15 protein-coding genes are annotated in these 17,626 nt (G+C 68.8%); 3 read left to right on the top strand and 12 right to left on the bottom strand.

Going from position 1 to position 17,626, the window contains the following annotated elements:
* Nucleotides 1-6 precede the first annotated feature (6 nt).
* Complete coding sequence (locus INQ48_38560; protein ID QRF61296.1) at nt 7-1,149, top strand: ABC transporter substrate-binding protein; 1,143 nt, start codon at nt 7-9, stop codon at nt 1,147-1,149.
* A 9-nt stretch (nt 1,150-1,158) separates the two neighbouring features.
* Here INQ48_38560 and INQ48_38555 read toward each other — a convergent pair whose 3' ends face one another.
* From INQ48_38555 to INQ48_38535, 5 genes are all read right to left on the bottom strand, one after another.
* The gene (locus tag INQ48_38555) at nt 1,159-1,566 is read right to left on the bottom strand and encodes a VOC family protein (GenBank protein ID QRF61295.1); all 408 of its coding nucleotides are present in this window, start codon (nt 1,564-1,566) and stop codon (nt 1,159-1,161) included.
* Nucleotides 1,563-2,087 (bottom strand): helix-turn-helix transcriptional regulator, encoded by a 525-nt coding sequence (locus INQ48_38550; GenBank protein ID QRF61294.1) that lies wholly within the window; start codon nt 2,085-2,087, stop codon nt 1,563-1,565. Before INQ48_38550 ends, INQ48_38555 begins: the two co-directional genes overlap by 4 nt.
* 67 nt (nt 2,088-2,154) lie before the next feature.
* Nucleotides 2,155-2,745: a L,D-transpeptidase gene (locus INQ48_38545; GenBank protein ID QRF63153.1), complete on the bottom strand. Its 591-nt coding sequence runs from the start codon at nt 2,743-2,745 to the stop codon at nt 2,155-2,157.
* A gap of 100 nt (nt 2,746-2,845) precedes the next feature.
* Complete coding sequence (locus INQ48_38540) at nt 2,846-3,139, bottom strand: proteophosphoglycan ppg4 (GenBank protein QRF61293.1); 294 nt, start codon at nt 3,137-3,139, stop codon at nt 2,846-2,848.
* A 207-nt stretch (nt 3,140-3,346) separates the two neighbouring features.
* On the bottom strand, nt 3,347-4,792 hold the full coding sequence (locus tag INQ48_38535; GenBank protein QRF61292.1) for an aldehyde dehydrogenase family protein: 1,446 nt from the start codon (nt 4,790-4,792) through the stop codon (nt 3,347-3,349).
* A 204-nt stretch (nt 4,793-4,996) separates the two neighbouring features.
* Here INQ48_38535 and INQ48_38530 point away from each other — a divergent pair, with 204 nt between their 5' ends.
* Together INQ48_38530 and INQ48_38525 are read left to right on the top strand one after the other, a co-directional pair.
* Nucleotides 4,997-7,144, top strand: coding sequence for a PQQ-dependent dehydrogenase, methanol/ethanol family (locus tag INQ48_38530; GenBank protein QRF61291.1), 2,148 nt, complete (start codon nt 4,997-4,999; stop codon nt 7,142-7,144).
* A 648-nt stretch (nt 7,145-7,792) separates the two neighbouring features.
* Nucleotides 7,793-8,047 carry a helix-turn-helix transcriptional regulator gene (locus INQ48_38525; GenBank protein QRF63152.1) on the top strand — a complete coding sequence of 85 codons (255 nt, stop codon included), beginning with the start codon at nt 7,793-7,795 and terminating at the stop codon, nt 8,045-8,047.
* A 39-nt stretch (nt 8,048-8,086) separates the two neighbouring features.
* Here the strand turns inward: INQ48_38525 and INQ48_38520 are convergent, their stop codons facing one another.
* The 7 genes from INQ48_38520 to INQ48_38490 all read right to left on the bottom strand — a co-directional run bounded on the left by INQ48_38520 (nt 8,087) and on the right by INQ48_38490 (nt 17,573).
* A complete protein-coding gene (locus INQ48_38520; protein QRF61290.1) occupies nt 8,087-8,614 on the bottom strand; it encodes a cytochrome C5 in 528 nt (175 codons plus the stop codon).
* Between the two features lie 114 nt (nt 8,615-8,728).
* Entirely contained in the window at nt 8,729-8,998 is a 270-nt protein-coding gene (locus INQ48_38515) for a hypothetical protein (protein QRF61289.1), read from the bottom strand.
* A 306-nt stretch (nt 8,999-9,304) separates the two neighbouring features.
* A complete protein-coding gene (locus INQ48_38510; protein QRF63151.1) occupies nt 9,305-9,730 on the bottom strand; it encodes a hypothetical protein in 426 nt (141 codons plus the stop codon).
* Nucleotides 9,731-9,784: 54 nt separating this feature from the next.
* The gene (locus INQ48_38505; protein ID QRF61288.1) at nt 9,785-13,288 is read right to left on the bottom strand and encodes an indolepyruvate ferredoxin oxidoreductase family protein; all 3,504 of its coding nucleotides are present in this window, start codon (nt 13,286-13,288) and stop codon (nt 9,785-9,787) included.
* A 20-nt stretch (nt 13,289-13,308) separates the two neighbouring features.
* Nucleotides 13,309-15,039 carry a dihydroxy-acid dehydratase gene (locus tag INQ48_38500; GenBank protein ID QRF61287.1) on the bottom strand — a complete coding sequence of 577 codons (1,731 nt, stop codon included), beginning with the start codon at nt 15,037-15,039 and terminating at the stop codon, nt 13,309-13,311.
* A 21-nt stretch (nt 15,040-15,060) separates the two neighbouring features.
* Nucleotides 15,061-16,392, bottom strand: coding sequence for an MFS transporter (locus INQ48_38495; protein QRF61286.1), 1,332 nt, complete (start codon nt 16,390-16,392; stop codon nt 15,061-15,063).
* 11 nt (nt 16,393-16,403) lie between these two features.
* Entirely contained in the window at nt 16,404-17,573 is a 1,170-nt protein-coding gene (locus INQ48_38490; protein ID QRF61285.1) for an acyl-CoA dehydrogenase family protein, read from the bottom strand.
* Nucleotides 17,574-17,626: the final 53 nt, after the last annotated feature.

Genomic DNA, 17,626 nt, shown 5'->3' with positions numbered 1-17,626 from the left:
GGCCGCATGAGCCTGCATCGCCCCAGCCGTCGCCAAGTCCTCCGTGGTGCGACGGCCATGGCCTTCGCGTCGTCCTTCGGCGCCAGCTTCGCCCAGGGTTCCCGCGCCGCCGAACAGCCGCCGGTACGGGTCACGCAGCTCATGGACGTGTCGCCGAGCCAGCAGGCGCTGTCGCGCGACTACGCGACCGGCTTTCGGCTCGCGTTCGCGGAGCTCAAGGCCACGACGGGACTCAACGTGCAGCTCAAGGCCTTGGAGGTCGGCGACTCGGATGCCGAGGTGCAGGCCGCGCTGAAGGCCATCGGCGAGGACAGCGCGCAGGTGGCGCTGGTGGGCACCGTGGGAGAGCGCCTCGCGCTCGCGAGCCTCGCGCATGCGGAAAGCAGCCGCCTCGAGATCGCGCACGTCGCGCCCTGGCTCGCCGATTCGCGCTTCGATGCGAACCCCCATCTGTTCGCCCTGTTCGCATCGCGCGAGGACCAGATCCGGCACGTGCTCAAGAACCTCGCGACCATGGGCGTGGCCAGGATCGGCATCGTGTACCCGACCGCCGCTCACGCCACGGCGCTGCAGCCGGGCATGGCGCAGATCGCGGAACGCCTCAAGCTCGAGGCGCAGGTGCTGACGGCACCCAAGGGCCGCGACCTCGAATCCTTCGGCGGCCAGCTTCCAGCCAGCACGCCCTACTTCCTGCTGTTCACGGGCGATGCCATCGAGCTGGCGCTTTTCACGCGCGGCCTCGCTCGGCGTGGCGTGCAGCGCACGGTGGTGTGCCTGTCCGACGTCGACACCAATACCTTCCTGCAGCTGAGCCCCGGCAAAGGCGTGCCGATCATCTTCACGCGCGTGGTGCCGGACCCGGGCACCAGCAAGGTCGCGATCGTGCGCAGCTACCGCAACGCGCTGCAGCGCTACTTCGACGAGGAGCCCTCGCCGACCAGCTTCGCGGGCTACCTCGGCGGCCGCTATGCGGGCGCCGTCATCGCCGGCGCGGGAAACGAGCCGGGACGCGCGAAGCTGCTGGCCCAGTTCAAGCGCCGCGCCGCGGTGGACCTCGACGGCTGGCGCTTCGACTACGCGGGCGGTTCGCGCGCCAGCAGCCAGGTCAGCCAGATCCTGCTGAACAGCAGCGGCAACTTCGTCGGCTGACGGTGGCGCCTACCCGGCGCGCTGGATCATCTTCCACCCGTTGCCCGACGGGTCCCTGAAGCCGGCATCCACGGTGCCATAGCGCTCCACCGGCTCCTGCGTGAACTCCACGCCCTGGTCGCGCAGCCGTTCATAGCTCGCGCGGCAGTCGTCGACGCTCAGCACCAGCGGCGGCATCGCACCCTTGGCGACGATCGCCTGCAGCGCCTGCGCCGTGGCCGCGTCGTGAACCGGCGGGCCGGGCTTGAACAGGCCGAGCTGGAACGCCGGCTGCTCGGGATGCTGCACGGTCAACCAGCGATAGTCGCCGTTGCCGACATCGGTGTGGACGCGAAAGCCGAGCTTGCCCGCGTAGAAGGCGAGTGCCTCCTCCTGATCGCGCACATACAGACCGACCGTTTCAATACCTTGGCTCATGGAATCTCCTGTGGTTCGGCCTCGTTTGTACCGGCGGCGGCCTGGCGGCGCTTCTCCGAAACTGCTGTTTCGAGATGGGGCCGCTGCGAGGCGCTGACGATGCAGGCGGGCACGGGCCCGAAGGCACGCGCCTCGCCCTTGCCGCGCGTGCGCAGCTCGCCCGGGCTGCCGCCCGTGATGTCGCGGAAGGTGCGCCCGAAAGTGCCGAGGCTGGACCAGCCGGTGGCGAAGGCGATGTCGGTGATGGAGAGTTCGGTCTCGCGCAGCAGCGCGCTCGCGCGTTCGATGCGGCGCGTCAGCAGGTAGCGGTGCGGCGGGGTGCCGAAGGCCTGCTTGAACGAGCGCGCGAAGTGGGCTTCGGAAACGCCACTGACCTGCGCCAGCCGCTCGACCGGCCATTCCTCGTGCGAGGCGGCGTCCATGCGGTCCTTGGCGCGCAGCAGGCGGCGCAGCAGCGCGGGGTCCTGAACGGGCGGCGCGGCATGCGCACTTGCCATGGGTGTGTCTCCTACGATGAACATGCCGCCATGCGTCGGCATGCGGCATTGTGTCGCAGGAGCGTGCGAAGACTGTTCTGCTCGCCGATGCCTACAGCGCCGGCCGCACGGGCGACGGCGCGCGCGCATCCTTCGCCGGATTCAGGAAGTCGAAATGCGCGGCCACCGGCGAAGACTCGGGCACCACGTAGACCACGCCGCGCCGTTGACCCAGTGCGGGCTTCACGTAGGCGTCGTAGAAGGCCGCGGGCACGTTGATGCAGCCGTAGGAGATGCGGTTGTCGGCGATGGTGGGCGACGCGAGCCGCTCGAGCCGGCGGTCGGCCTTGTTGGTGGTGCGCACGCGGTGCATGGAGATCGCGGCGTCGTAGTCGACCCAGACGATGTCCTCGCCGCCCGTGTTGCGCCCCGGCTCGGAAGCGAAGCGTCCGGCCGGCGTGGTGCGTTCGTGCGGACGGATCTTGGCCATGGGGCGTTCGCCGATGCCCGGCACCGAATCGTCGCCGCGCGCGAGGCCCAGCAGCACCGGCGACGCGCCGAGCAGCGTGCCCTTCGCGTCGAAGACGAAGACGCTCGCGGCCTTCTTGTCGACCACCGCGAAGGCGCCGCCCGCGTTGTCACGCGCGGCGACCGCGGCCTGGGCGATGCGCTGGGCATCGGCCGTCAGCGGGGCCGCGGGCATCCTGGGCGGGGCCGCAAGCGCGGCCGCGCTCGCGAGCAGCAGCGCTGCCGCCGCCGCCCGCGAGTACGAAATGCCTGTCTTCATCACTGAAGCCGCGGCCTCAGTTGCGGTCGGCGCGTGCCGGACGCATCGGCTCGGCGGCGGCCATGTTCGTATTGCTCGAACCCTGGTTCATGCTGCCCGAGCCTTGCGACATGGTGGCGCCACCCGAGGTGCCGGCCGTGTTGTTCTGCGGCGTGGTGCCGGTGGTGCCCATCGGGCCGCCCGCGGGGTTCTGCTGGCCGGCCGCGGTGGCGGGGTTCGGCGGTGCGGTGGTGGGCGGGTTGCCCTGCGCGAAGGCGGCGCCGGCGGCGGTGAGTGCGAGGGCTGCGATCAGGTGGGATGTGCGATTCATGGAAATGCTCCTTGGGAAATCCGGCAAGGCCGGTTGATTGAGATCCGCCGGACCGGATGCCCGACGTGAATCAACTTAGGCCCCACGAAAAATCGCCAGGTCAGTTCGCAGCGCGGTGTCCTGTAGGAGCACGACACCCGCAAACGGCACGGGCCGGGCGTGCGCGACGCCCAGCCCGTGCCGGCCCATGCCATTCCGTGGCGTTGGCTACTGCGGCTTCTTCTTCAGGCTGATCACCTGCGGCTGCGTGACCGCCTTGAGCCCGTCGATGCCGAACTCCAGGCCCCAGCCCGAGCCCTTGACGCCGCCGAAGGGCACCATCGGGTGGATCGCACCGTGCTGGTTGATCCACACGGTGCCGGCTTCGATGCGCGACGCGACGGCGCGCGCCTGCTCGATGTCGGTGCCCCAGACGGAGGCGCCCAGGCCCACGTCGACGCGGTTGGCCTGCGCGATCGCGTCGTCGATGTCGCGGTAGCGGATCACCGGCAACACCGGGCCGAACTGCTCCTCGTCGACCAGGCTCGCGCCGTCCGCGATGTCGGTGACCAGCGTGAGCGGATAGAAGTTGCCGGCGCCCGCGCGCGGCTCGCCGCCGCAGACGATGGTCGCGCCGCCGGCACGCGCCTCGTCGACCAGCCGGCGCACCTTGTCGAACTGCATGCGGTTCTGGATCGGGCCCATCGCGATGCCGGGTTGCGCGCCGTCGCCCATCGGCATCGCCTCGGCGATCGCCTTGAGCTCGGCCACCACCGCGTCGTGCAGCGCATCGGGCACGTACAGCCGCTTGGCGCAGGCGCAGGTCTGGCCCATGTTGAGGAAGGCGCCCCAGAACAGGTCCATGGCGATGGCCTTCGGGTCGGCATCGGGCAGCACGATGGCGGCGTCGTTGCCGCCGAGCTCGATCGTGGTGGGCGTGAGGTTGCGCGCCGCGGCGGCCGCGATCTTCGCGCCGGTGGCGCTCGAGCCGGTGAACATGATCTTGTCGATGTCGGGGTTCTCGACCAGCCAGCCGCCGACCTCGCCGGTGCCGCTCACGGTATTGAGCACGCCGGGCGGCAGCACCTCGGCGATCAGCCGCACCATCTCGAGCGTGCCGATGCTGGTGTATTCCGAGGGCTTGATGACCACCGTGTTGCCCGCGCGCAGCGAGGGCACGATCTGCCAGATGGCGATCAGCAGCGGCCAGTTCCACGGCGCGATCGCCGCGATCACGCCGAAGGGCTTGCGGTGCATCTCGTCGCGCCGCGTGGCGTCCTCGAACACCACGTCCACCGGCATCTCGAGGCTGGCCGGCACCTGCGTCCAGGCTTCGCAGCCGAACAGCTCGAAGCGCGCGCCCGGCACCTCGGTCGGGCCGACGCCGCCCAGCGGCTTGCCCTGCTCGCGCGTGATCCAGCCGGCCAGGTACTCGGCATTGCCGTGCAGCACCTCGGCCACCTTCATCAGCAGCGCGCGGCGCTCGGCGTCGGGCCGCGCGGCCCAGGCCGGCTGCGCCTTGCGCGCCGCGCGCACGGCCTGCTCGACCTGCTCGGCCGTGGAATGCGGCACCAGGCCGATGGCTTCGCCGGTGGCGGGGTTCTTCGATTCGAAGCTGCGCTCCGAGGTCACCGGACGGTTGTCGACGGTGTTGGGGTAGGTTTGAAGGCTCATGGGGCGCAGTCTGCGAGCCCGCCGCCTTCATGGCATCGCGAACATTCGCGACGGGGTATTCCCGGGGCCGTCCCCAGGGCCCGCCGCGCCGCACCCTGCGGCAAACCCTATCGCGAAAGCTCGCGATAGCCAGGCGCGCGGGCGGTTTCCAGAATCCCGGGGGGCCGAAGACCACAACAACCTACAGAGACCACAGGAGCCACGATGCCCCAGCGCCTTCCGCATGCCTTTTTCCGCCCCCTGCCGTTCGCACGCCTCGCGCTGCTGCTGGCCGGCTGCGCCCTCGCCGGCGCCGCCGCGGCCCAGGCCGTGGACGGCGCGCGCATCGCGGCGGCCGATCGCGAGCCGGGCAACTGGATGAGCCACGGCCGCACCTACGACGAGCAGCGCTTCAGCCCGCTCGCGAAGATCAACGACCGCAACGTCGGCAAGCTCGGCGTGGCCTGGACCTACAAGCTCGACGTCGACCGCGGCGTGGAGGCCACGCCGATCGTGGTCGACGGCGTGATGTACACCACCGGCGCCGAAAGCATCGTCTACGCTCTCGACGCGCGCACCGGCAAGCTGCTGTGGCGCCACGACCCGAAGGTCAATGCCGAGTCGCTGAGCCAGGGCTGCTGCGACGTGGTGAACCGCGGCGTGGCCGTGTGGAAGGGCCGCGTCTACGTCGGCGCCTTCGACGGCCGGCTGATCGCGCTCGACGCGCGCACCGGCGAGCAGGTCTGGTCGGTCGACACCGTGCTCGACAAGACCAAGAGCTACACCATCACCGGCGCGCCGCGCATCGTGAAGGGCAAGGTGCTGATCGGCAACGGCGGCGCCGAGTTCGGCGTGCGCGGTTACGTCACCGCCTACGACGCCGAGACCGGCCAGCAGGCCTGGCGCTTCTTCACCGTGCCCGGCGACCCGGCCCAGCCGCCCGAGAACAAGGCCATGGCCATGGCGATGAAGACCTGGTCGGGCAACGGCTGGGTCAAGTGGGGCGGCGGCGGCACGGCCTGGGACTCGATGGCCTACGACCCCGAGCTCAACCTGCTGTACATCGGCACCGGCAACGGCTCGCCGTGGAACTACCAGTTCCGCAGCGAGGGCAAGGGCGACAACCTGTTCCTGTCGTCGATCGTCGCGCTCGACCCCGACACCGGCGACTACGTCTGGCACTACCAGACCACACCGGCCGACCGCTGGGACTACACCGCCACCCAGCACATCGTGCTGGCCGACCTGCGCATCGACGGCAAGCTGCGCAAGGTGCTGATGCAGGCGCCGAAGAACGGCTTCTTCTACGTGCTCGACCGCACCGACGGCAAGCTGATCTCGGCGAAGAACTACGTGCCGGTCAACTGGGCCTCGCACATCGACCTGAAGACCGGCCGGCCGGTGGAGACCGGTGCCGGCAACTACGGGCCCGGCGAGCAGAAGAAGCTGGTGATCCCGGCCTTCCTCGGCGGCCACAACTGGCACCCGATGTCGTTCAACCCGAAGACCGGCTTGGTCTACCTGCCCGCGCAGGAGACCATGGCCGAGCTCGAGGCGCAGAAGGAACCGCTGTTCCTCCCGACCAAGTCGGTGGTCAACCTCGGCCTGGAGGTGCCCGAGCTGCCCGAGGACCCCAAGATCGAGGCCCAGATCCGCGGTGCCTGGAAGGGCCGCCTGCTGGCCTGGGACCCGGTGCGCCAGAAGGCCGCGTGGTCGCACGACTACGCCAGCGCCTGGAACGGCGGCACCCTGAGCACCGCGGGCAACCTCGTGTTCCAGGGCACGGCCGACGGCCGCGCCGTGGCCTATGCGGCCGACACCGGCAAGCAGCTCTGGCAGAGCCCCGTCAACAGCGGCGCCATGGCCGGCCCGATCAGCTACGAGGTCGACGGCGAGCAGTACGTGAGCTTCATGGTCGGCTGGGGCGGCGCCTTCCCGCACATCACCGGCCCGATCTCGCTGAGCGCCCGCGTGCGGCCCGAGGCGCGCGTCGTCACCTTCAAGCTCGGCGCCAGCCAGAAGCTGCCGCCCGCCAGGCTGGCACCCGCATTGCCGCGCGCCGCCGACGTGCCGCCGCTGACCGCCTCGGCCGAGCAGATCAAGCAGGCGCGCCTCATGTTCAACGGCCTGTGCGGCTCCTGCCACGGCCTCAATGCCGTCAGCGGCGGCGTCGTGCCCGACCTGCGCTACATGAAGCCCGAGCAGCACGAGCTGTTCGCGGCCACCGTGAGCGGCGCGCGCATCAACCGCGGCATGCCGGGCTTCGCGGGCGTGCTCAAGCCCGAGGACATGCAGCTGCTGCACCAGTACGTCATCAAGCGCACGCACGACCTGAGCGCGGAGATCGCGGCCACGCGGCCGGCCGCGAAGTAGGCAAAACCCATGCCGACGCCCTGCCCGGACTGGCTATCATCCGGCCGACCTGGATGTGCAGTCGGAGATGGGCGCATGAACGACGAAGAGCTGATGGCCGCGCAACGCCAGTTGCGCCGAAGCCTGCTGGATGGCCACGGCGCCCTGCGCTGGCGGCCCGCGCGCGACCTGGCCGCGCACCTGCTGCTGCATCTCGACGAACCCGACGACTGCTGGCGCTTCGCCGCCGGCTGGCTGCGCGAGGCCTTCGACGCCGACCGCGTCGACTGCGGCTTCGGCCGCCCCGACGAAGCCTGCTACCGCCCCCAGGCCGAAGCCCTGCGCCGCGACCGCGACGTGCCCTCGGTCATCGGCCTCGCCATCGACGCCGCCGACTGCGGCGTGCAGACCGTCTGGCATGCGCACGGCGTCGTGGTGCTGCGCGACGTCGAGCAGGAGCGCCGACTCGGCCACGGCACCCGCGCCGAGCTGCTGCGCATGGGCACGCGCGTGAAGATGGCCGCGCCGATCATGGACCGCACGCGGCCGCTGGGGCTGATGTGCGTCGACTGGATGGATGCGTGCGAACCGGCGCGCGACGAGCGCTGGGCGCGCTTCGAGGAGATCGCGGCGGTGGTGCTGGGGCCGGTGATGAGCACGGCGCAGCGCATGGCCAGTGGTGCGCGCGATGTGGGTCGGCCGGTGCATGGCGGGGATGCGATCGATCTGCTTGAGAGCCTGACGCCGGCTGAGCGCACGGTGGCGCGGCTGGCGGTCGATGGGTTGAGCTACAAGGAGATTGCGCGGCGGCTCAATCGGTCGTTTTCGACGGTGGACCATCAGTTGCGCAGTGCGCGGAGCAAGCTGGGGGTGAGTTCCACGGCGCGGTTGGTGAATTTGATGTCGGGGACGCGGTCGCATTGAGCGGCAAGCACGCGATACGCCGTCGACGAGATCTCGTTTCTACGGTTCCCGCGACGTGTTGTCCTTGCTGACATGGTCCAACAGATCATCGACGGTATCGAACGACATCGTTTCTGCATCCACCTCTCGCGCTGCGATCTCAAGGTCATCGAGACCGAGTTGTTCGTCGAGCTGAGCATGGATCCAGCTGTCGGGGAACTGGCGTGGTGCTTCGAAGCGCAGAAGTGTCGCCTCGGCGAACACGACGACTGACTTCAAGACCAGGTCGGATCGCAGGCTGGTGGATTCCTTCACTGGCTCGTCACCAACGGCCGCCTCGATTTCGCCGACGATCTGGTCGATGATCAGGCCCCACTGCGTTGGCGAGACGCCGAGTATCTGGTCGATGCGGTGCAGCAGAACCGTAGCGTCCGGTGCGCCCCCATTCTCGAGTTCAGGATCGACGTTGACCCAAACGTCAGCTTGCGCCGCCAACACTCGAGCCCGGCCAACGACGATGTCCTCGCGCACCTCGACGTCGGTGAGCATCCCGCTGCTTGCGATCGCTTTTCTGAATTCGTGGATCATTCCATCTTCCCGCGTGAAACTGTCGTTCGAGTCTGCTTCCGGCCGATCGTACCCATTCGTGCCAGGTCCATCCCACAAAAACGGGCCGCGAACCCGCGGCCCGCAGACCGACCCCTACCCGCCGGTCTCGAGCGCTCCACGTCGCGCCATCTCGCTCAACTGAAACAGCTCCCCGGCCTTGCGAGCGAGTTCCGCCGCGAGCCAGAGAAGGTTGTCCAGTTGGCGAGGCCCATCACCGCTGCACCAATCGATGTCCTTTCCGTGGGAGGCCCACAGAAGCGCTTCGAGCTGGGAGAGGGTGTTTTCGAGGAGATCCGCCGGGCCTTGGGCGTTTTCTCTGGGGGATACCGGCGTGCGACGCCGGGCTATAGTCTTGGTAGCCATTTTTGTGCGTTCCTTTCGAGGGTCGTGCACGAACTTGGTTAGACGGCTGGGGTGCTCCAACACCCTGGCCGTCGCCTTTTGATACCTCGCATCTGCATCGCTGCTTTGGCAACGACGACCTGCCGCGAGGCGGGCAGTCTTTGAACATCTCGGTGGATTGGGGTGTTGTGCCTTTCTGCTTCCCTAAGTGGGGTCGCGAGTAAGAGGGGCATCCACTCTAGGGAAGAAGACAGCGGGTTGCCGTGCCGTTCGGCACGAAGTTGCGGCAAGCGCCAATAAATGCAGCTTTCGCACCCACTCACCGGCTCAGTCCGACCGCATCACCATCTGCCATGAAATCTGCGGAGCCCGAACACTCGCACACACCGGCCCCCCATCCTTCATCGTTCCTTCGATGCGTGCCTCGATCGCGGCATTCGGGTCGCCCGCCGCGCGTTCCACCAGCGCGATCGGAATGTCGGCCAGCTTGATCTTCGCCCTTCGTTCCCACGGCGTGCCCATCTGGCCTGCGTAGAAACCGGAGTTCACGTACACGAATCGGTCCGCGGGCGTGCCTTGCGCGAAAGGGCCCCGGAAGTTCGGGGACCCATCGGCAAGCGAAGGGCCAAGTGACATCGTGACGGCGAACGACACCGCATCCGCCGTCGCGAGGAATGGCTTCACCAGTTCGTCGCGGCCGCGCTGCACGGCGAAGTCGACGCCTGGCGGCGGCGACAGCACGGTGAGGATGATTTGAAGGTTTGCTGAGTGGTCGGCCTGCATGGGCCGCAGTTTAGTGCCCGGTCGTCATGCGGCACGCGCCAGTGGCTCGCGTGCCAGCTCGAGTTCCCGCAGCAGTTCTTGCCGCACCAAGGCCGCCTTACTGGCCTGCGCCTCGCGCACATGGCCGTACCCCCGGATGCTTTGAGGCAGCGAAGCCAGCTTCGTCACGATGGGCAGGGTCTCGGCACGCAAGTCGGACAGGGCAGCACGCATGTCGTCCTCGTACTGCGCCAGCAGCTGACGATCAAGCACACGCTCCGCCGCGTTGCGGAACGGGTCGAGCCAGGTCCCTCTCAGGCCGCGTAGCCGCGCCATGCACTTCATGGCCAGAAGCACCCATGGGCCCACGTCACCCTTCACGGGCTTGCCGCTGTGCGGATCCTTGCGCGCGAACGGCCAGACCCCGAGGTGAAAGCGCAGCCGGACGGGGCCCTCGAACTCCTGCGCCAGCGCCGATTGAAAGTCAGGGTGCGTGAACAAGCGGGCTACCTCCCACTCATCCTTGGTCGCCAGCAGCCGGTGGTGGTTGTGAGCCACGGCCCTGGCCAGGGCGTCGCCCGCATGGAGGCCGGCTTCCAGCTGACGCGCCTTTTCCACCAGCTCCTTGTAGCGCCGCACATGCAATTCGCCGCTGTGGGCACGCAGGTGCTCGATGCGGTGCGCGACGGTCTGGTCGAGTCCCCGGGTCTGCCGCGGCATGAAGGTGATGACCTGCGTCGGTTGCTCGGCCTTCAGGTGGCGCTCGACCGCCGGCTGGTCATGGGCAACGCGTCGCCCCCAGAGGAAGGCCTCCTTGTTCATGGCCACGGCCACGCCGTTGAGTTCGATGGCCCGCTCGATCGCGGCCCGCCCCAAGGGAATGAAACCACGTTGCCAGGCCAGGCCCAGCATGAACATGTTGATGCCGATCGGATCGCCGACCAGCGCGGTGGCCATGCGTTCGCCATCGATCAGCACGAGATCGGCCGTGCCCGCCGCGGCCTCGATGCGCTCGATCAGCATCTTCGGATCGAGCTGCCAGTCGGGATTGCGCGCGAAGTCGCTGGTCGGCACGAGGGCGGTGCTGACCACCGCGCGGCCGCGACCGGCTGGCAGCCGAGTCAGCGATTCGTCCGAGGCCGCGACGACGAGGTCGCAACCGATCAAGGCATCGGCCTCGCCCTCGGCGATGCGCGTGGCATGCAGCATCCCGGGGTCGGGCGCGAACCGCACGTGCGAGGTCACGGCGCCGTACTTCTGCGAGAACCCGGTGACATCGAGGTTGGAGCTGTAGCGGCCCTCCAGATGGGCGGCCACGGCCAGGGTCTGGCCGATGGTCACCACGCCCGTGCCGCCGATGCCGGAGATCAACACGCTGCACGCGCGTTGCAGCGGCGCGATGTCGGGCTCGGGCAGCGCCTGCGTGTAAGGGCGCGGCGATGCCGCCTGCGCCTCGACGCGCGCCGCGGCGCGGCGTGGCTTTCCGCCCTCGACGCTGACGAAGCTGGGGCAGAAGCCCTCCACGCACGAATAGTCCTTGTTGCAGCTTCCCTGGTTGATGCGGCGCTTGCGGCCGAGTTCGGTCTCGAGCGGCTCGATCGACATGCAGTTCGAAGCCACGCCGCAATCGCCGCAGCCCTCGCACACGGCGGAGTTGATGAACAGGCGCCGGTCGGGATCGGGCAGCTTGCCGCGCTTGCGCAGCCGGCGCCTTTCCGCCGCGCAGGCCTGGTCGTAGAGGATCACCGAGACGCCGGGGTATTCGCGGAACTCGCGCTGCACGGCGTCGAGAGCCGTGCGGTCGTGCACCGCCACGCCCTCGGGCAACTTCACCGCGGCGTAGCGCCGCGGCTCATCCGTGACGACCGCCATCTTGAGGATGCCTTCCGCCGCGAAGCCCGCGAGGATCTGCGGCGGGCTGAGGTTGCCCTCGACCACCTGCCCTCCGGTCATGGACACGAAGCCGTTGTACAGCACCTTGTAGGTGATCGGCACCTGCGCCGCGACGGCCTGCCGAATCGCCAGATAGCCCGAGTGCGCCAGCGTGCCATCGCCGATGTTGGCGAACACATGGCGCTCGGCGGTGAACGGTTGCTGGCCGAGCCACATGACGCCTTCGGCACCCATGTGCGACCAGGTGGTGGTCTGCTGCGGGTTCACCAGCAGCGCCATGCTGTGGCAGCCGATGCCGGCGAGCGCGCGGCTGCCGTCGGGCACCTTGGTCGAACGGTTGTGCGGGCAGCCCGAGCAGAAGCCGGGCACGCGGTTCGGCCCCGGCGCTTTCGCAGGTGCGCTCGCGCACTGCGCGGGCACGGGCACCTCACGGCCCAGCACGCGCGCCAGCACTTCCGTCACCCGTACCGGCGAGATCTCGCTGGCATTCGGAAAGGCGACGTCGGCGGGACCCGACTCGAAGAGCCCGCCTTCGAACAGCTTGCCCACCAGGCGCGGTGCATTCGCACTGCCGTAAAGAATGGTGCGCACCTGGTCTTCGAGGATGGGCCGCTTCTCTTCGACCACAACGATGGTGTGCAACCCTTGCGCGAACTCGCGCACGATCTCGGGATCGAGCGGCCAGACCAGTCCGATCTTCAGCAGCTTCAAGTCGGCGAATCCGCCCCCAGTTGCTTCATCGTCGCGCCCCAGGGCCTGCAGCACGTCCTGCCAGGCCTTGCCCGCCGCGATGACGCCGACACCCGCTCCGGCCGGGTCCATGACGATGCGGTTGAGCCGGTTCGCCCGGGCATAGGCGAGCACCGCGGCATGCTTGTGGTTGTAGAGCCGGTCCTCCTGCGGGAGCGGCATGTCGAAGCCGCGGATGTTGTAGCCCGCGCCGAACGGGTCCACCGGCCGGCTCGGTGCCTCGGGCACGGTGATGAGGGGAGCATCCGTCCCCACGTAGACCGAGCCTCCGCCCTCGACGACGTCGGTCACGACCTTCATGCCCACCCAGCAGCCCGAGAAGCGGCTCATGGCGATGCCGTGCAGGCCGTAGTCCAGCAGCTCCTGCGTGTTGGAGGGATAGAGCACCGGCATGCCGACCGCCATGAGGATCGGATCGGAGAAGTTGGCGACCGAGGAACTCTTCGCGCCGTGGTCATCGCCCGCCAGGCACAGCACCCCGCCCTTGGGCGAGGTGCCGGCCTGGTTGGCGTGCCGAAGCACGTCGCCCGAACGGTCCACGCCCGGGCCCTTGCCGTACCAGATGCCGAACACGCCGTCCACCCGCGCGCCCGGAAAGGTCCCCACGTACTGCGAGCCCCAGATGGCGGTGGCGGCCAGGTCCTCGTTGAGGCCGGAACGGAACACCACGTTGGCGGCCTTCAGTTGCTTCTCGGCGGCCCACAGCTCCATGTCGTAGCGGCCCAGCGGCGAACCGCGGTAGCCCGAGATGTAGCCTCCCGTGTTCCATCCGGCCGCGGCATCGCGCGCGCGCTGCTGCAGCGGCAGGCGTACCAGCGCCTGGATGCCGGTCATGTAGACCCAGCCGTCATCGACGCCATAGCGGTCTTCGAGCGCCGCGACGTCACGTACCAATGCAATGTTCAAGATCCGTCTCCTGTGGGGTTTCAGTGCTGGGCGGCCGGCACGTCGCTGCCGCTGCGGCCCACCAGGAATTGCAGGTCGCAGCCGTCATGGGCCTGGTTGACGGTGTCGACGTACAGCCTGACGTAGCCTCGGGTGGCCACGGCGGCAGGCGGTGTCCACGCGGCCAGCCGCTGCTGCAACTCCTGCTCGGACACGAGCAGCTCGAGCCGCCGGGCCTCGACGTCGAGCTCGATCAGGTCGCCGTCGCGCACCACGGCAAGGGCGCCGCCCACGGCCGCCTCGGGCGACACGTGCAGCACCACGGCCCCGAACGAGGTACCGCTCATGCGGGCGTCCGAGATGCGGACCATGTCCGTCACGCCCTGCTTCAGCAGCTTGGCGGGAATGGGCAGCATCCCCAGTTCCGGCATGCCCGGAAAGCCCTTGGGACCGCAGTTGCGCAGGACCATGACCGAGTCCGCGTCGATCTCGAGATCGGGGTCGTCGACACGCCGGCTCAAATCGTCCTGGTTCTCGAACACCACCGCGCGCCCCCTGTGCTTGAGCAGGCGCGGCTCGGCGGCCGAAGGCTTGATGACGGCACCGTTCGGGCACAGGTTGCCGCGCAGGATGCCCACGCCCGAGGTCGCCATGAAGGGCTTTGCCACGCTGTGGATCACCTCCGGGTTCCAGCAGACGGCGTCGGCGTTGTTCTCGGCCAGCGTCCTGCCGGTGACGGTCAACGCATTGCCGTGCAGCAGGCCCGACTCGCACATGTCGCGGAGGATCACGGGCAGCCCGCCGGCTTCATGGAAGTCCTGCATCAGGTAGCGGCCCGAGGGCTGGAGGTTGAGCAGCGTGGGCACGTCGCGTCCGACCCGGTGCCAGTCCTCGATGTCGAGCGGGACTTCCATGCGCCGCGCCACCGCCGTCAGGTGGATGACGGCATTGGTCGATCCGCCGATGGCCGCGTTGACCGCGATGGCGTTCTCGAAGGCCTGGCGGGTCAGCACCTTGTCGAGCCGGAGGTCCTCGCGCACCATGTCGACGATGCGGCGGCCCGCCATGCGCGCGAGCACGCGGCGCCTGGCATCCACGGCGGGAATCGATGCGTTGTCGGGCAGCCCCACGCCGAGCGCCTCGACCATCGACGCCATCGTCGATGCCGTTCCCATCACGTTGCACACGCCCACCGAGCGGGTGAGGCAGCCCTCGGCTTCCTCGAAGTCCTCGTTGACGGCGCGGCCGGCGCGCAGGTCCGCCGCCAGGTTCCACGCATCCTTGACGCCGAAGGACTTGCCGCGAAAGCTGCCGTTGAGCATGGGCCCGCCGGACACGCCGATGGTCGGCAGGTTGACGCTGGCGGCGCCCATCAGCAGCGCGGGCGTCGTCTTGTCGCAACCCATCAGCAACACCACGCCGTCGAGCGGGTTGGCGCGCAGCGTCTCTTCCACGTCCATGCTGCACAGGTTGCGCAGCAGCATGGCCGTGGGCCGGGTCAGCATCTCGCCGGGCGAGATGACCGGAAACTCCATCGGCACGCCGCCCGCTTCGAGGATGCCTTCGCGCACATGCTGCGCCAGGTCGCGGAAGTGCGAATTGCACGGCGTGAGATCGGACCAGGTGTTGCAGATGCCGATCACGGGCCGCCCGTCGAAGTGATCCATCGGCACGCCGCGGCTGCGAACCCAGCCCCGGTTCGCGAAGTTCCTGGCGCCCCGGCCTTCGAACCAGGCTTGCGACCGCAGCCTGCGCTTTTCTTCATCGGACATACGCTTGTTCTCCTATCGCTATCACAAGGAGTGGTCAGATCGCATCCGGCGCTCCAGCACGGCCAGCACCGGCGCCAGCAGCACCACGATCAGCAACGGTGCCGCGGCGGCGCACATGGCGACCTTCACGCCCATCTGTTGCGCCAGCAGTGCTGCCGCGATCAGCGGTGCGGCACTGCTGCCGAAACGCGAGACCGCCCCCTTCCAGCCGACCGCGGCGCTGCGCAGCGTGGCCGGATAGACGATGGGCGTGATGATGTTGAGCGACTGGTAGGCGCCGACGACGAAGAAGCCGGCGCTGACGATCACGGCAATGAAGCCCGCGCTGCCGAACGGGAAGAGGCCGAGCCCGGCCAGCGACAGCGCGCCCAGCAGCGCGTACACGGCGGTCACGGGATAGCGCCCGAAGCGATCGATCACGAAGCCTGTCGACAGGCCGGCGGCGATGGACGCCAGCCCGGCCATCGATGCGTAGGCCGCATAGCTGGCGACCGGCACGCCCCCGAATTCATGGAAGAAGGCCGCGCCGATACCGAACAGGTTCACGGCGACCTGACCGCAGATGCAGGAGAACCAGAGCGCCGCGGTGAAGAGTGCGCGGCGGTCGCCGAAGATTTCGATGATCGAGATGCGCGCGCCGGTTCGCCGTGCCGGCCCGCGAAGCCTGGTGCCGGCATCCACCACGATGCCCAGCTTGCGCAGCGCCTTGAGAATGTCGCTCGGTGGCGCGCCGGTGCGCGCCAGATGCAGCGGCGACTCCGGCATCCACAGCACGATCGGCAGGATCATCAGCAGCGGCGCCAACGCGCCGATCAGGTACATGCCCTGCCAGCCGATGCGGTCGAGCGCGAGGGCCACGAGCCCGCTGGCGCCAACGGCGCCGATGGCCACGCCGGCATAGACGATGCCCACCATGGTCGAGCGGCGCTTGACGGACGAGATGTCGGCCACCAGGCTGGCGGCCGCGGGCAGCAGGCCACCGCCCAGCATGCCGGCGATGAAGCGGGTCGCGCCGAAGCCGAAGACCGAGGTGGCGAACACGCTCTGCAGCGTGGCGACCGAGAACAGTGCCAGCAGCGCTATCAGCATGCGCTTGCGGCCTAAGTGATCGGCCAGCGGCGACAGCAGCAGGCCACCGATCGCCTGTCCCATGGGCTGAAGCGCGAAGGCGCCGGTCAGGCTCGCGGTCGGCACGCCAAGCGCCGATGCGATCGCGGGGAGCATCTGGCCGGTCACCGCCAGGTCGTAGCCATCGATCAGCAGCACGAGGAACAGCGTGGCCACGGTGAGAACGTGGCCGCGCCGCACGGGCGATGCGTCCAGCAGGCCGCCGAGGTCGGTCTTGTCATTCATGGCGCGGCGCTTCAGATGCCCAGCTGCCGGGCCGCCAGGTCCTTGAGGATTTCCTCGGAGCCGCCGCCGATCATCATCACCTTGGCTTCGCGATAGATGCGTTCGGAGCGGGTGCCGCGCATGTAGCCCATGCCGCCGAGGATCTGCACCGCCTGGTCGGCGCAGAACTGCATGGCCTGCGTCGAGAGGATCTTCGCCATGCAGGTCCGCGCCACGAGCTGCTCGGGATCGCCATGCCGGTGCTCGAGCCGCCACGCCAGCTCGTAGACCAGCGCGCGGGCCGCGTCGATCTTCAACGCCATGTCCACGAGCTTGTGGCGAATGACCTGTCGCTGCGACAGCGGCTTCCCGAAGGTCACCCGGTCGCGCGCCCAGGCCAGGGCCTCGTCGAGACAGGCCTGCGCGAAGGCACAGGCAGCGGCCGACATCGACAGCCGCTCGCTGTTGAAGTTGGTCATGAACACCTTGAAGCCCTGGTGCTCGGTGCCCAGCAGATGGCCGACCGGTACGCGCACGTCGTCGAAATGCAGATGCGCGGTGTCGGAGCACCACCAGCCCATCTTCTTGAGCGGCGTGCGGGTGAGCCCTGGCGAATCTGCATCCACGAGCAGGGCCGACACGCCCGCGGCGCCCTTCGAGCCCGCATCGGTGCGCACGGCCACGGTGATGAAATCGGCACGCATGCCGGAAGTGATGAAGGTCTTCTCGCCGTTCAGCACATAGTGGTCGCCGTCTCGCCGCGCGGAGCATTTGAGCGACGCAACGTCAGAACCGCCGCCGGGCTCGGTGACCGCCAGCGCGGCGATCTTCTCGCCGGCGAGCACGGGCGGCACCACGCGCCGCTTGAGCGCTTCGCTGCCATGCGCGGCCACGGGTGGCAGGCCGATGGTGTGCGACAGCAGCGAGGCCTGCACGCCGCCGCAACCCGCGCGCGCCACCTCCTCGATCGCGACGAGGTAGTGGAAGATGTCGGCCGCCGTGCCGCCGAGCGCTTCGTCGTAGCCGATGCCGAGGGCACCCAATGCACCGAACTTGCGATAGAGCTCGCGAGGAAAGGTCTCGGCCTCGTCCCAGTCGTTCGCGAAAGGGACGATCTCGCGGTCGACGAATTCGCGCAGCGTCGATCGGAAGACTTCATGCTCGGCGCTGAAGTAGTGAGGGAGTGGACGTGTTTCGATCATCGTGTCCCCATCTTCTTGCGGTGCGAGATGGCCGTCTTGCGCCGAACGGCTGG

The organism is Variovorax paradoxus, from assembly GCA_016806145.1.
Classification (GTDB): domain Bacteria; phylum Pseudomonadota; class Gammaproteobacteria; order Burkholderiales; family Burkholderiaceae_C; genus Variovorax.
This window is presented reverse-complemented; position numbering and strand designations above follow the sequence as displayed.